We start from the raw sequence: 14681 nt of genomic DNA on the forward strand, positions 1-14681 counted from the left end.
AATATACATTTATTTCATTCCGAAGTTTCGGAAAAAGAATTAATTCCCTACCTCAATACTACAGGGACTTCCTCACTATTATCACCTACTGCAAAGACCTTGTTTTCCGGACATTTTTTTGAAGTTCAATCTTTTTACCATAAGTTATTTTTGAACGCCACAAATATTTCTAAAAAATCGGGCAATTCTTTTTGCCAATTCAAATAAAGATGTACCTTTGCACCCCGTAAGTAAAAGGCCGCTATAGCTCAGTTGGTAGAGCAACGCATTCGTAACGCGTAGGTCGCCAGTTCAAGTCTGGCTAGCGGCTCAATGAAAAGACTGATATCTAAATATCGGTCTTTTTCTTTTTTTTCCAAAATCTTGCTAACTTTGCCCGACTCAAAAAACAACCAGGATTATATGGAAAAGAAGAAGAAAAAAAGAATCCTTCTCGGAGTATTGGCATTTGTTCTGCTCGCAGGCATCGCAGGTGCAGGCGCAGTGTATTATTACCTGTTCGCTCCGCAATTTCACCCTCAAAAGACAACTTACGTCTACATCGACCGTGACGACACGGCAGATTCCATATATAATAAGGTGAAAACACTGGGAAAGCCCAACAGCTTCATCGGCTTCAAATGGATGGCCCAATGGCGCAAGTACCCCCGCAATATCCATACCGGACGCTACGCGATACGTCCCGGTGAAAACGTCTATCATGTATTCAGCCGCTTCTACAGAGGATACCAAGAACCCATGAACCTGACAATAGGAAGTGTACGCACCTTAGACAAACTGGCACGCAGCGTAGGAAGACAGCTGATGATTGACTCCGCCGAAATAGCCGGAGTAATGAACGATTCGCTGTTCCAACAGAAATTGGGATACAACAAAGAGACGATAGCCTGCCTCTTCATTCCCGAAACCTATCAGGTGTATTGGGACATGAGTGTGGACGATTTCTTTAAACGAATGCAGAAAGAACATCAAAAGTTCTGGACTCAAGAACGTCTCAATAAAGCCCGAACCATCGGCATGACGCCGGAAGAGGTATGCACGCTCGCCTCCATCGTTGAGGAAGAAACCAACGACAACCCGGAGAAACCCGTGGTTGCAGGTCTGTACATCAACCGCCTGCATACCGGTATGCCGCTACAAGCTGACCCCACCATAAAGTTTGCACTGCAAGACTTCGGCCTGCGACGAATCTCCAATGCACACCTCACAATTGATTCGCCCTACAACACTTACCGCAACCTCGGCCTGCCGCCCGGTCCCATCCGCATTCCTTCTCCCATAGGTCTGGACGCAGTACTTAACCATACCAAGCACAACTACATTTACATGTGTGCCAAAGAAGATTTTTCCGGTACTCATAACTTTGCATCCAACTATGCCGAGCATATGAGAAATGCAAGAAAATACTGGAAGGCCTTAAACGAAAGAAAGATTTTCAATTAATATTATAATAAAATAAAAGCAAAAAGCTATATTTGCGATTATTATTAAAACCGTGACTAACACTTAAACAATAAAAAATGAGCAAGCAACTCTTACTTGGCGATGAAGCCATTGCACAAGCTGCATTAGACGCCGGACTTTCAGGTGTATATGCCTATCCGGGCACTCCTTCGACGGAGATTACCGAATATATCCAAATGGCACCGATTACTGCCGAAAAAGGTATCCACAACCGTTGGTGTTCCAACGAAAAGACCGCTATGGAGGCAGCCTTGGGAATGTCGTTCGCAGGAAAACGTTCACTGGTGTGCATGAAGCATGTAGGTATGAACGTAGCAGCCGACTGCTTCATCAACTCCGCCATTACCGGCGTTAAAGGCGGTACAATCGTCATTGCAGCCGATGACCCCAGTATGCATTCATCACAAAACGAACAAGATAGCCGCTTCTATGGTGACTTCGCATTAATCCCGATGTACGAACCGAGCAACCAGCAAGAAGCCTACGATATGGTTTACAACGGATTTGCCTTTTCCGAACAAACCGGCGAACCTCTGCTGATGCGTATGGTTACCCGTTTGGCACACTCCCGTTCCGGCGTAGAGCGCAAAGCCCAACAACCCCAAAACGATATTTCCTTCAGCGATGATCCGCGCCAGTTCATCCTGCTTCCCGGCAATGCCCGCAAACGCTACAAACAGCTGTTGCAACGTCAGGATGAATTCATAAAAGCATCGGAAAACTCACCATACAACCAGTACATTGACGGTCCCGACAAAAAGCTCGGTGTCATAGCTTGCGGTATCGGATACAACTACCTCATGGAGAACTATCCCGAAGGCTGCGAATATCCGGTATTAAAAATCGGTCAATACCCGCTCCCCAAGAAGCAACTGATGCAGCTCGTAGAAGCCTGCGACGAAATACTCGTCCTGGAAGACGGACAACCCTTTGTAGAAAAACAACTGAAAGGCTACCTCGGCATCGGCATAAAAGTCAAAGGACGTTTGGACGGTACACTGTCACAAGACGGAGAATTGAATCCGGACAGCGTAGCACGTGCCGTAGGCAAAGAAAACAAAGCCGAGTTCGCCGTTCCGTCACTCGTGGAGATGCGCCCGCCCGCCTTGTGCGAAGGCTGCGGACACCGCGATATGTACACCGTACTCACCGAAGTGCTGCGTGAGGAATATCCCGCCCATAAGGTATTCAGCGACATCGGCTGCTACACTTTAGGAGCCAACGCCCCCTTCAACGCCATCAACTCCTGCGTAGACATGGGTGCTTCCATTACAATGGCTAAAGGCGCTTCGGATGCAGGAGTACATCCTGCAGTTGCCGTTATCGGCGACTCCACATTCACCCATTCCGGCATGACAGGCTTGCTGGACTGCGTCAACGAGAATGCCAACGTAACCATCGTAATCTCCGACAACGAAACCACCGCCATGACCGGCGGACAAGATTCAGCCGGAACAGGCCGTCTCGAAGCTATTTGCGCAGGAATCGGCGTAGCGCCGGAACATATCCGGGTGGTAGTTCCTTTGAAGAAGAACTACGAGGAAATGAAACAAGTAATCCGTGAAGAAATCGAATACCGCGGCGTATCCGTCATCATTCCCCGCAGAGAATGTATCCAAACCTTAGCACGTAAGAAACGAAACAAGTAAAACCATGAAAAAAGATATTATACTTTCCGGCGTAGGTGGACAAGGTATCCTCTCTATCGCCACCGTAATCGGCCAGGCAGCCCTGAAAGGCGGATTATACATGAAACAAGCCGAAGTGCACGGAATGAGCCAGCGAGGCGGCGACGTACAGTCCAATCTTCGCATCAGCGACCGCCCCATCGCCTCCGACCTCATTCCTACGGGCAAATGCGACCTCATCATATCCCTGGAACCGATGGAAGCGTTGCGCTATCTCCCCTACCTCAGTCCCGAAGGCTGGCTGGTGACCAACGAAGCCCCTTTCATCAACATCCCCCGCTATCCTGCCGAGGAAGCGCTCAAGGCCGAGCTTGACAAACTTCCCCACAAAATTGTGCTGAACGTGAACGAAGTAGCCAAAGAAGTCGGCTCTCCCCGCGTTGCCAATATCGTGCTGCTGGGAGCCACCATCCCGTTCCTCGGCATTGATTACCAAAAAGTACAGGACAGCATCCGTGACATTTTCCAACGCAAAGGCGAAGCCATCGTAGAACTGAATCTCAAAGCCCTGGCCGCCGGCAAGGAAATCGCAGAAAATCTGATGTAAATCAAAATTCCAATAACCATGAATGACAAATACTGGGAAGAAGAGATAGAGACCATGCCGCGTGAGAAGTTGCGTGAACTGCAACTTCAGCGGCTTAAAAAAACAATCAGTATTGCAGCAAATTCTCCCTATTACAAACAAGTATTTCAAGAGCACGGCATTACAGCGGACAGTATTCAGTCGGTAGAAGACATCCGGAAAATTCCGTTCACCACCAAAGCGGATATGCGCGCCAACTACCCTTTCGGACTCGTGGCAGGCAATATGCACGAAGACGGCGTACGCATCCACTCTTCCAGCGGAACCACGGGAACTCCTACCGTCATCGTCCACTCCCGGCACGACTTGGACTCTTGGGCGAATCTTGTGGCACGCTGCCTGTACACAGTAGGTATCCGCAAAACCGATGTTTTCCAAAACAGCTCCGGCTATGGCATGTTTACCGGCGGATTGGGCTTCCAGTACGGCGCCGAACGCCTGGGAGCGTTGACCGTACCTGCAGCTGCCGGAAACAGCAAGCGGCAAATCAAGTTCATCATGGACTTCAAAACCACCGCCCTGCATGCCATCCCCAGCTACGCCATACGTTTAGCGGAAGTATTTCAGGAAGAAGGTATCGACCCGGCATCTACCACACTGAAAACGCTCGTCATCGGAGCCGAGCCCCATACGGACGAACAACGCAAGAAGATTGAACGTATGTTGGGCGTCAAAGCCTACAACAGTTTCGGAATGACCGAGATGAACGGTCCCGGTGTAGCCTTTGAGTGCACCGAACAGAACGGAATGCACTTTTGGGAAGATTGCTATCTGGTCGAAATCATCAATCCCGAAACCGGAGAACCTGTCCCCGACGGCGAGATTGGAGAACTGGTGCTGACTACCCTTGACCGCGAAATGATGCCGCTGATACGCTACCGTACGCGCGACCTCACCCGCATACTCCCCGGCAAGTGCCCATGCGGACGCACGCACCTGCGTATCGACCGTATCAAAGGCCGCAGCGATGATATGTTCATTATCAAGGGTGTCAACATCTTCCCCATGCAAGTGGAAAAAGTATTGGTACAGTTCCCCGAACTGGGCAGCAACTACCTCATTACCCTGGAAACCATCAACAATCAAGATGAAATGATTGTGGAAGTAGAGCTCAGCGACTTATCCACCGACAACTATATAGAACTGGAGAAAGTACGTAAGGCTATTTCCCGTCAGCTGAAAGATGAAATCCTTGTCACCCCCAAGGTAAAGCTTGTCAAGAAAGGCTCTTTGCCACAAAGCGAAGGAAAAGCCGTCAGAGTAAAAGACTTGCGAGATAACAAATAGCATTTTTGCCGGCACACAGCATTTCCCCGCGTTATTACAACGCAGATTAATCACTTGCGCTGTGCCGGCAATAACCGTCTCCCTCATTGATTTTCCCCTTTTAGTACGTACAAAACATCATTATGCACGAAGCAAAACTTCGTTTTTCAGCTGCGGGCTGTACGGTTTCCATATGCGGGCTGCAGAGCCCGCATATGGAAACCGTACAGCCCGCAATTGAAAAACGAGATTTTACTTATAGTTCTGCTCCATTATACAACTGTCAAAACAAGATATAGAACGTAGTAATGACTATAAAAGCACTGGGAGAAAGGAAGCTATGAAAAGGAGAAGAAAGGGAAAAGAATAAAAGAAAGAGGAACGGTAGTCAACCAAGATTACCGTTCCCCTTTTATAGAAAGCCGCACCGATGATGTGATGAAACTCCGTATGACATGATTTGAGTGCCCGTCCTCTTTGTAATCCACCGACTCAAGAGTTACCCCGAAGGGCGTGGCCCGCCATTAAGAACTGAAGCTTGTCTCGGTATTTCATTAAAATTGATGAGTTTCCCGATCCAATCAATGCGGCTATTTTTTCTACTTCAAAGGTAGTAAGATTATACGAAAGAAACAAGAAAAACAAGAAATTTGTTTGTCTGCACCTCATGTTTTCACACTTCACCGAGCTTACTAAAAACAAAAAGTGCCGATTACGTATTTGTAATCAGCACTTTGCAGGTTTATTCTTTACCTCAGCTTATGCAGCTTTTGCTTTAGCAACAATAGCCTTGAAAGCTTCCGGGTGATTCATTGCTAAATCAGCCAAAACTTTACGGTTAATTTCAATACCAGCTTTGTGCAGAGCTCCCATCAGTTTAGAATAAGACATACCTTCCAGACGTGCAGCAGCGTTGATACGTTGAATCCACAAAGCGCGGAAGTTTCTTTTCTTATTCTTACGGTCACGGAACGCATAAGTCAAACCTTTTTCCCAAGTATTCTTGGCAACGGTCCATACGTTCTTTCTTGCACCAAAGTAACCTCTGGTCAATTTCAAAATTTTCTTTCTTCTTGCTTTAGAAGCAACATGATTTACTGATCTTGGCATAGTTTTACTTGTTTTTGAATGTTAGCGCCGGTGCTTCACGCAGCGGACTTAAAGCTAATGCATCCGGTTAATAACTTTAATAATACTTCGTACGCTTTTGATTACTTCATAGCTAAGAGTTCCTTAACCTGGCTCGCATCTGTCGGGCTGACAAGTGTAGAGTAACACAGATTTCTCTTTTGCTTCTTGGTTTTCTTAGTCAGAATGTGACTGTGAAAAGCGTGCTTTCTTTTGATTTTACCTGTTCCGGTAAGAGTAAATCTCTTTTTAGAACCGGAGTTAGTCTTCATCTTTGGCATCTTACTTATTTTTTAATTATTTAATTATATGGCAACGCACTATACCTGCGGCGTTGCTCATTTCTTTAGTCTTCGCTTTGTTCTTCAGCCGGAGCTGCATCTTTCGGAGCCTCTGCGGGTTTCGGTGCGGCAGGCTTCTTGGGAGCGGCGCCCTTCTTCGGTGAAAGCTGAATAGTCATTCTCTTTCCTTCCAGAATCGGCATCTGATCTACCTTCGCATAGTCTTCCAAATCATTGGCAAAACGCAGCAACAAAACTTCGCCTTGTTCTTTGAATAAGATAGAACGACCTTTGAAGAACACGTATGCCTTTACCTTGTCGCCATCTTCCAAAAATCCTTTGGCATGTTTCAGTTTGAAGTTATAGTCATGGTCATCTGTCTGAGGACCGAAACGTATTTCCTTCACATTCACTTTTACCTGCTTCGCCTTTTGTTCCTTCTGACGCTTCTTTAACTGATAAAGAAATTTAGAGTAATCAATAATACGACAAACAGGGGGTTGTGCATTGGGAGAAATCTCTACGAGATCCACTTCCATTTCCTCGGCTATCTTCAAAGCCTGAGCTATCGGATATACTTTAGGTTCCACTTCATCGCCCACAATGCGGACTTCTTTGGCACGGATTTGCTCATTAATCCGATGTTGCCCTTTTAAGCTGTCATTCTTCATTAAATAACGTTTACTTCCAGTTTGTTTCTTGTTTATTACTACCAAATTATTTTTTTGTTAAGTAAAAGCTGTCTTTAGAACATCGTATGTATGCTATGCTTTTACAATTGGGCGCAAAGTTACCATTTATTTATCATATTTTGAACTTCTTCGTTCACTTTTTTAGCAAATTCTTCAAATTTCATGGTTCCTTGGTCGCCTTCGCCTTGTTTGCGGACAGAAACTTCTCTGTTTTCAGCCTCTTTTTCGCCTACAACCAGCATATACGGAATACGTTTCATTTCGTTATCGCGAATCTTACGTCCTATTTTTTCGTTACGTTCATCCACAATGGCGCGAACATCGTATCTCTTCAGATAGTCTTTCACTTCCTGAGCGTAGTCATTGAATTTCTCGCTGATAGGTAGGATGGCTACCTGGTCGGGTGTCAGCCACAACGGGAATTTACCGGCGGTATGCTCGATGAGTACGGCAACGAAACGTTCCATAGAACCGAACGGAGCACGGTGAATCATTACCGGACGGTGCTTCTGGTTGTCAGCTCCCGTATATTCCAGCTGGAAGCGTTCGGGCAGGTTATAATCCACTTGGATAGTACCCAACTGCCAACGGCGGCCGATAGCATCTTTCACCATAAAGTCCAGTTTGGGACCGTAGAAAGCGGCTTCACCATATTCCACCTTAGCTTTCAACCCCTTTTCTTCGCAAGCCTCGATAATAGCCTGTTCTGCCTTTTCCCAGTTTTCATCGCTGCCGATATACTTTTCGCGGTTCACCTTGTCGCGCAAGGAGATTTGCGCTTCAAAGTTCTCGAAGTGCATAGACTGGAATACGATTGAGATGATATCCATTACACGCAGAAACTCATCCTTCACCTGGTCGGGACGGCAGAAGATATGCGCATCGTCTTGCGTAAAGCTGCGTACACGAGTCAGTCCGTGAAGCTCGCCGCTCTGTTCGTAACGGCAAACCGTACCGAACTCGGCCAGACGCAAAGGCAGGTCCTTATAAGAACGGGGCGAGTTCTTGTAAATCATACAGTGATGAGGACAGTTCATCGGCTTGAGGAAGTACTCTTCACCTTCTTCCGGTGTATGGATAGGCTGGAATGAGTCCTTACCGTATTTGGCATAGTGCCCGGATGTGATATACAGCAATTTGTTGCCGATGGGCGGACACATTACTTCCTGATAGTCGTAACGAGCCTGAATGCGGCGCAAGAATTCCTGCAGGCGGATACGCAATGCAGCGCCCTTCGGCAACCACATCGGCAGCCCCTTACCTACCGTATCGGAGAACATGAACAAGTCCATTTCCTTACCGATTTTACGGTGGTCGCGTTTCTTGGCCTCTTCCAGCAATACAAGATATTCATCCAGCATTTTCTTCTTCGGGAAAGTGATACCGTAGATGCGGGTCATCATTTTGCGGTCTTCCTGTCCGCGCCAGTATGCGCCGGCAACGGAAGTCAGCTTGATGGCCTTGATAGGTGCGGTAGTCATCAAGTGAGGACCACGGCAGAGGTCGGTAAACGCGCCTTGCGTATAGGTAGTGATGTGACCGTCTTCTAGTTCTGAAATAAGCTCACATTTATAAGTCTCGCCACGGTCGCCGAACATCTTCAAAGCATCTGTCTTTGAGATGCTCTCTCTGACAACAGCTTCTTTCTTGGCAACCAGTTCGGCCATTTTCTTTTCGATAGCGGGCAGGTCGGCTTCCTTGATGGTAGCTTCTCCCGGATCTACATCATAGTAGAAACCATTCTCGATAGCCGGACCGATACCGAACTGAATGCCCGGATACAGTTCTTGCAGAGCTTCCGCCAGCAAGTGGGCACTGGTATGCCAGAAGGCATGCTTACCTTGTTCGTCCTCCCATTTATAGAGAACCACTTCAGCGTCTTCATTGATGGGACGCCCCAAATCATAAATTTCTCCGTTTACGCCACAAGCCAGCACATCCTGTGCCAAGCGTGAGCTAATGCTTTCTGCTATTTGCAGTCCTGTTACTCCCTCGTTGTATTCGCGAACGGAGCCGTCTGGAAATGTTATCTTTATCATAATGTTATGTATAGTTCAATTTTTAGAACGCAAAAATAGCTAATTCTTTATTGATATTCTATTTTTTAGCAAAAAAATGTTATTGCTGCGTATTCGTAAATCGTTTGATGATGTTGTAAGCCGAGACAATACCCAGCTCACCCGCCTTGCTCAAATCCGAAATACCCTGCCTGTTATTGCCCAGGAAGATGTGCGTCAGACCGCGATTGAAATAGGCTTCGGCAAAGTCGGGATTCAGTTTGACAGCTTTATCATAATCTGCCAATGCCGCACGATAGTCTTTCAGCATGGACAACACGTTACCGCGGTTATAATAGCCGTACACAAAATCGGGAGCCAATTGGATGACATGGTCCAAGTCATTTTTCACAATGTCGTAATCCATAGCCGTTACTTCCGTCTTCTTCGCTTCCTGCGTACCGGAAATCGCTCCTTCGCTCATGCCCGCTTCCGCTTTCTTGTATTCCAATTGCTTGTAGCGCACCAGAGCACGCATAAAGTATGCGGGGAAGAAGGTATCATCCAGCAGGATACTCTGCGTAAAGTCGTCTATGGAACTTGCAAAGTCCTGCACCAGATAGAAATCCAGCCCGCGCATAAAGCGTTTCTTGGCATTCTTGTCATCCGCCACGATGTCCGATGTGTGGGCATCTATTAATGCAAAGTGGAAACGTACCTGCTCTTCCGTCAGCGGAGACTCCATATTGGTGATGCGCAACGGTTTGGGGAACGCCTTCGAGTGATTCAGATCATCAATATATTTATGATAATGCACAATTCGCTTCACATCACTCAGCTTTTCATAATAGGTCAGCGCATACATAGGTTCGAGCTTGATAGTCACGTTGCGGTCTTGCACACGTCCGCGATAGTCGCTCTTGTAACGCTGGTCGGCTTCCGAATCATCTGCAATCACAATCTTGCGGTAGTTCTCCATATTCTTGTCGGACTTCTTACGGGTCTTGCCGTTATCCTGTCCGGAATTACCGTCCGTATTATCCGCCACATCCTTATCGTTGCCGCCGGTTGTCACCCCGTTGCGCTTGTCAAGCTGCATCTTCATGACTTTGAACTCATCCTGTTCAGCCCCCTTGCGGTCGCCAATCTTCTTGCGGGCCTCGGCACGATGATAATAACCCGCCATAAAATTGGGATATTCGTCTATCACTTTGGAGTAATCGCTGATAGCGCCGCGGTAATCGCCCGTCTGTGCACGCAGCAAACCGCGGTTGAAGGCCGCCATCATATTGTCCGGTTCCATCTTCAGCACAAAGTCAAAGTCTTCTATCGCACGGTTGTCATCGCCTACCTGTGCACGCAGCAAACCGCGGTTATAGTGTCCGAGAAAGTTGTTGGGGTCTATGTCCAGCGCCAAGTCATAGTCGCTCATCGCACCTCTCAAATTGTTCTGATGGAAGCGTGCCAAAGCGCGGTTAATGTAGTTGCCCGAATTGCGTGCGCTCAGATGTATAGCTTGGTCCAAGTCACTTTCAGCTTTCTTGTAGTCAGATTGCTGGAGACGGACAATGGCACGCGCAGCCCAGCCGTCGGGGTCATAGCGGTCCATATCGATGGCCTTATCAAAGTCCTTCAGAGCCTGTATCGTATCATTCTGTTTGAGATTGACTTCACCACGCATCAGGTACGCACGCGTATAGCGGGGAGCTATGGAAAGCAACTGCCCCAAATCATCTTTGGCAGAGTCGAAGTCCTCCTTCTGCATATGGCAAAGGGAAAGGTTATGCCACAGCACCACATTCTCCGGGTCGTACTTCAAAGCTGTCCTGTAATCCTCTATCGCGCCGTCGAACTTATCTTGGCGGATACGCGCCAAACCTCTTATCTGATACGCGCCTACAACAAAAGGATTGCGCTGGATAGCCAAATCGCAATCCGCTTCCGCTCCCTGAAAATCATCCAGGTTGATTTTTGCCAGTGCACGGAAGAAATAAGGCTCATATAGATAAGGCTTCGCATTGATTACCTGATTGAAGTATTGGATGGAAAGCACGTAGTCTTCGAAATACAATGCGTTCCGGGCAATAGTCATCACCCGTTCCGTATTGATTTGCGCATATAACAACGTGGGCAATAACAAAATTGCCAGCAATATCTTTTTAATCATCTTGTCCTATAAATGCTTGTAAACAAAACAAAAGTAGCGTTTATTCATTTACATATCAGGATATACGGAAGACTTTTTATATTTTTTGAGCCTTTTATACCTTATTATATGGTTTGCTTATTTGATGGTTTTCACCTTATAAGTACAGTGCGCCTTACCTTTCAGCATGGCATTCAGCTTTCCCTTTATCATCTGCTTGCGCAGGGGTGAGATATGGTCGATGAACATCTTGCCGTCCAGATGGTCGAACTCGTGCTGCATTACACGTGCCAGATAGCCTTCCACCACCTCGTCGTGTTCCACCAAGTCTTCATCCAGATACTTCACGCGTATTTTATTGCCTCTTTTCACAGATTCGTGGATGCCGGGCAGGCTCAGGCAACCCTCTTCCATTGACACCTCTTCACCCGATACTTCCAGAATATGCGCATTGATATATGCCTTGCGGAAACCCTTGTACTCGGGATAATCTTCCGACAGCACATCCAAATCCACAACCACCACACGAATCGGCAAACCGATTTGCGGAGCTGCCAGTCCCACGCCGTCGGCATGGTCCATTGTTTCGAACATATTCTGAATCAGTTCTTTCAAGTTCGGATAATCAGGGGTAATATCCTCTGCCACTTTTCTCAATACGGGTTGCCCGTATACATAAACAGGTAAAATCATTTCTTTAATTATGAATTATCAATTATGAATTATTTTCTTGTTCGTCATAAAGCGGAGAAACGTCTGTTCTCCAAATAAGTTTGCAGGATAATAGTGGCACTGATTTCGTCCACCAGCGCCTTGTTCTGCCTGTCTTTCTTCTTCAGGCCGGCTTCCAGCATGGTGCGGTGCGCCAAAACCGAAGTGAAACGCTCGTCCACGTACTCTATCGGCATATCGGGCAACTTCTTTTGCAGGGAACGCACAAACGGTTCGATCCGTTTCATGTTTTCGGAAGCCTCGTTATTCATCTGCTTCGGCAGTCCCACGAGAATCCGCTCTACGGGTTCTTTTGCCACATAGTCCATGATAAAAGCGAGCAATTCGTGAGTGGGCACGGTGGTAAGTCCGTTGGCAATCATTTGCAACGTGTCGCTGACGGCTATACCCGTACGTTTTTTACCGTAATCAATAGCTATTATTCTACTCATAATGGGCTACAAAATTACGATTTATATTTGAACTCTTTTTCATACGTATCAAAAAAGATTTTGCCTATGGTGAAAATCTCATTTGATGTACATCAAACAAGTTTTACACCATAGGCAAAATTATCAGTAAATTAATTCTTATGACTTACTTAAGCCGGTATAGGAACGAAATCAATATACCAATTTCACATTATCCACATAGAACGAGTTGCCCGGAGAACCGACGTACGCCCCGCCGTGGCTGGACGTAAACTGCAACTGGATATGGGTGGGGACATCATCTTCCGTTCCCCATGCCACCTCTTTGATGGGCACGCTCTCGCCTTTGCTGTTCACGGCATAACGTTCCTGCACTTGCAGACGCATCATATGCGCTTTGTATTCGGGATTGCCCGTTATATCGCCGTACATAATGGAATAGGTGGCATTATTGCGCCAGTCATCCGTCGTAGTGTAGTAGCGCACCACTACCGTACCCACGCGCTTGGCGTAGATATTACCGTCCTTGTCCTCCCAGCGTTTCTGCAAAAAGAGGTTCATTTCGGGGAAGTCTTTCCCCTCTACGTCGGTTATCTTGCTGAAACCTGTGGCACGGATACGCTTCTCGCGGTCGGACATCTTCACCTTGTAGTCAAACTGGACGGCAATGGGTTTCTTCGTAAACGGAATACCGGAGTTCAACATCTTCTGCGGGTTCTTCGTTCCTTTGATAGGCTCGTGCACATCGCCGAGGAAGATGGAACCGGCAGCCAGTACCGTTATATCCACTATGCCCAGCACCTTTACGCTCTCCATACGGGTGTCCATACGGGCACAAAAGCCATCGCCGCGCTTCTCCGGAAATACCGAGGTATTGGTCTTGGTGATGCCCGCCACACGTGCCATTACATTAGAGGTAGCCCAAGGGGAGCCTCCCATATTCTTATAAGCCTTATTCTCGCGAATAGTGGCCGTGGGGCCAATGGCAAATACATTTTTGGTGTCGCCGCCGATAATTCCCGATTCTTTAATCTGGCGGTCAATCCATTGATCCATATTTCCGAAAGGAATCATCTCGACTTTATGCTGCGCCGATACTGCTACGCTACATAGCATTACGGACAGCAAACTCAACACACGAAGTTTTTTACGAATCATTTCTTTATTCTCCTACAATCAATTAAAGTTCATAATTCCACTGTTTCAGTGCAAAGTCCCAGTTATCCTGAACCAGTTGCACCGTACGGTCGTCATATTTATATTTATTCTTCTTATAACCTTTCTTACCGCCCACATACTGTTCGATAGCAGCGCGTGCATCCGCAAAACCGGGTATGGACAGCGCATCGTAGATGTGTTCCGTCATTCCCATTGCATCGGCTTCAAAGTCCTCGAACTTCACTTCAATCAGATTACCTGCCGGGATACTTGCCTTGTCCGCCTCATACTTATGATAAAGTTTGGCGTAGATAGACAAGATATTCTGTTCCAACTCCGCCGGAGTAATATCCTGCAACTTCAACGGCTGGATGGTATTCGTAAAGAAGCTGCGCGTACTTTCAAATACCGTGTAAGGATTACGCATCAGGTAGATGAACTTGGCATTGGGGAACATCTTTACCAATTCTTTCACACGTCCGGTGTGCGGCGGGTTCTTGCTGAGGAACTGCGTGCCATGCGTATTCCATAAGGAAATCTTGATGAGCTTGGTAAACGTTTCCTCAAACACCTTCAACTCCGCCTCGCTTATGTCATCAAACAACAGATACTTGTCGGCATACTCCTGCTGATACTTAGGCAGAAACCAGAAGTTGTAATAAGTATAAGGCATCATGTTTGCCAATGCAAATTCCTCTTCCTGCGGCAAGTCTACAGCCAGCTCCATATTGTCCGTAGGGCGCTTGTCGGGCATCAGCCAACTCATATTCTTCTTGAAGAAAGGCTGTCCCCACATCATCAGATGCGGGAACACGGTCTGATAAGTTGTGTTATAGCCGAAATGCTTGTCACAAGAGAACACATTATGCACGAAAGTTGTTCCGCTGCGCCAGTGGCCGAGGATAAATACGGGATCGTGTTCCAGCGGTTTGTCTGCCAACAGCTTCTCGTAGCGTTTGTCCTGCAAGGGAGCCAACGTGGAAAGCAGGCGGCAAACGGCTTTCGTCAATCGGTATTTGCCTTTGTATGCGGCATCTATTTCGCGTCCCTTTGTGATGGAATTGAATGTTTTCCAGTCTGCACCGACAAGCGTATTTATCGGCAGTTTGTTGAATTCTAATAAACCCATTCTT

General features: G+C 47.0%; 13 protein-coding genes and 1 tRNA gene. 5 read left to right on the top strand and 9 right to left on the bottom strand.

Going from position 1 to position 14681, the window contains the following annotated elements; all coding sequences use genetic code 11:
• Positions 1-237 precede the first annotated feature (237 nt).
• The 5 genes from KG118_RS07970 (at position 238) to KG118_RS07990 (ending at position 5025) form a co-directional block, all read left to right on the top strand.
• Positions 238-310: transfer RNA gene (locus KG118_RS07970), tRNA-Thr, on the top strand.
• Positions 311-402: 92 nt separating this feature from the next.
• Complete coding sequence (mltG, locus tag KG118_RS07975; RefSeq protein ID WP_117712583.1) at positions 403-1443, top strand: endolytic transglycosylase MltG; 1041 nt, start codon at positions 403-405, stop codon at positions 1441-1443.
• 77 nt (positions 1444-1520) lie between these two features.
• Positions 1521-3113: a thiamine pyrophosphate-dependent enzyme gene (locus tag KG118_RS07980; RefSeq protein ID WP_117712585.1), complete on the top strand. Its 1593-nt coding sequence runs from the start codon at positions 1521-1523 to the stop codon at positions 3111-3113.
• A 4-nt stretch (positions 3114-3117) separates the two neighbouring features.
• Complete coding sequence (locus tag KG118_RS07985) at positions 3118-3699, top strand: indolepyruvate oxidoreductase subunit beta (protein WP_117712587.1); 582 nt, start codon at positions 3118-3120, stop codon at positions 3697-3699.
• 18 nt (positions 3700-3717) lie between these two features.
• A complete protein-coding gene (locus KG118_RS07990) occupies positions 3718-5025 on the top strand; it encodes a phenylacetate--CoA ligase family protein (protein WP_117712589.1) in 1308 nt (435 codons plus the stop codon).
• A gap of 738 nt (positions 5026-5763) precedes the next feature.
• Here the strand turns inward: KG118_RS07990 and rplT are convergent.
• The 9 genes from rplT to KG118_RS08035 form a co-directional block, all read right to left on the bottom strand.
• Complete coding sequence (gene rplT, locus KG118_RS07995) at positions 5764-6114, bottom strand: 50S ribosomal protein L20 (RefSeq protein ID WP_004289896.1); 351 nt, start codon at positions 6112-6114, stop codon at positions 5764-5766.
• 101 nt (positions 6115-6215) lie between these two features.
• Positions 6216-6413, bottom strand: a complete 198-nt coding sequence (rpmI, locus tag KG118_RS08000) for a 50S ribosomal protein L35 (protein WP_117712591.1) — start codon at positions 6411-6413, stop codon at positions 6216-6218.
• 65 nt (positions 6414-6478) lie between these two features.
• Positions 6479-7084, bottom strand: a complete 606-nt coding sequence (infC, locus tag KG118_RS08005; protein WP_117712707.1) for a translation initiation factor IF-3 — start codon at positions 7082-7084, stop codon at positions 6479-6481.
• A gap of 119 nt (positions 7085-7203) precedes the next feature.
• Positions 7204-9144, bottom strand: a complete 1941-nt coding sequence (thrS, locus tag KG118_RS08010; protein WP_117712593.1) for a threonine--tRNA ligase — start codon at positions 9142-9144, stop codon at positions 7204-7206.
• Between the two features lie 79 nt (positions 9145-9223).
• The gene (locus KG118_RS08015; RefSeq protein ID WP_117712595.1) at positions 9224-11269 is read right to left on the bottom strand and encodes a tetratricopeptide repeat protein; all 2046 of its coding nucleotides are present in this window, start codon (positions 11267-11269) and stop codon (positions 9224-9226) included.
• A gap of 117 nt (positions 11270-11386) precedes the next feature.
• A complete protein-coding gene (def, locus tag KG118_RS08020; RefSeq protein ID WP_117712597.1) occupies positions 11387-11941 on the bottom strand; it encodes a peptide deformylase in 555 nt (184 codons plus the stop codon).
• 44 nt (positions 11942-11985) lie between these two features.
• The gene (ruvX, locus tag KG118_RS08025) at positions 11986-12411 is read right to left on the bottom strand and encodes a Holliday junction resolvase RuvX (protein WP_117712599.1); all 426 of its coding nucleotides are present in this window, start codon (positions 12409-12411) and stop codon (positions 11986-11988) included.
• A gap of 171 nt (positions 12412-12582) precedes the next feature.
• The gene (locus tag KG118_RS08030; protein ID WP_117712601.1) at positions 12583-13548 is read right to left on the bottom strand and encodes a PCMD domain-containing protein; all 966 of its coding nucleotides are present in this window, start codon (positions 13546-13548) and stop codon (positions 12583-12585) included.
• A gap of 22 nt (positions 13549-13570) precedes the next feature.
• On the bottom strand, positions 13571-14677 hold the full coding sequence (locus KG118_RS08035; protein ID WP_117712603.1) for a sulfotransferase family protein: 1107 nt from the start codon (positions 14675-14677) through the stop codon (positions 13571-13573).
• Positions 14678-14681 lie beyond the last annotated feature (4 nt).

The sequence above is a fragment of the Bacteroides propionicigenes genome, assembly GCF_018390535.1.
Lineage (GTDB): Bacteria > Bacteroidota > Bacteroidia > Bacteroidales > Bacteroidaceae > Bacteroides > Bacteroides propionicigenes.

Coding starts and splice junctions, on each gene's coding strand:
- mltG (WP_117712583.1), top strand. CDS start 403: ATGGAAAAGAAGAAGAAAAAAAGAATCCTTCTCGGAGTATTGGCATTT.
- KG118_RS07980 (WP_117712585.1), top strand. CDS start 1,521: ATGAGCAAGCAACTCTTACTTGGCGATGAAGCCATTGCACAAGCTGCA.
- KG118_RS07985 (WP_117712587.1), top strand. CDS start 3,118: ATGAAAAAAGATATTATACTTTCCGGCGTAGGTGGACAAGGTATCCTC.
- KG118_RS07990 (WP_117712589.1), top strand. CDS start 3,718: ATGAATGACAAATACTGGGAAGAAGAGATAGAGACCATGCCGCGTGAG.
- rplT (WP_004289896.1), bottom strand. CDS start 6,114: ATGCCAAGATCAGTAAATCATGTTGCTTCTAAAGCAAGAAGAAAGAAA.
- rpmI (WP_117712591.1), bottom strand. CDS start 6,413: ATGCCAAAGATGAAGACTAACTCCGGTTCTAAAAAGAGATTTACTCTT.
- infC (WP_117712707.1), bottom strand. CDS start 7,084: ATGAAGAATGACAGCTTAAAAGGGCAACATCGGATTAATGAGCAAATC.
- thrS (WP_117712593.1), bottom strand. CDS start 9,144: ATGATAAAGATAACATTTCCAGACGGCTCCGTTCGCGAATACAACGAG.
- KG118_RS08015 (WP_117712595.1), bottom strand. CDS start 11,269: ATGATTAAAAAGATATTGCTGGCAATTTTGTTATTGCCCACGTTGTTA.
- def (WP_117712597.1), bottom strand. CDS start 11,941: ATGATTTTACCTGTTTATGTATACGGGCAACCCGTATTGAGAAAAGTG.
- ruvX (WP_117712599.1), bottom strand. CDS start 12,411: ATGAGTAGAATAATAGCTATTGATTACGGTAAAAAACGTACGGGTATA.
- KG118_RS08030 (WP_117712601.1), bottom strand. CDS start 13,548: ATGATTCGTAAAAAACTTCGTGTGTTGAGTTTGCTGTCCGTAATGCTA.
- KG118_RS08035 (WP_117712603.1), bottom strand. CDS start 14,677: ATGGGTTTATTAGAATTCAACAAACTGCCGATAAATACGCTTGTCGGT.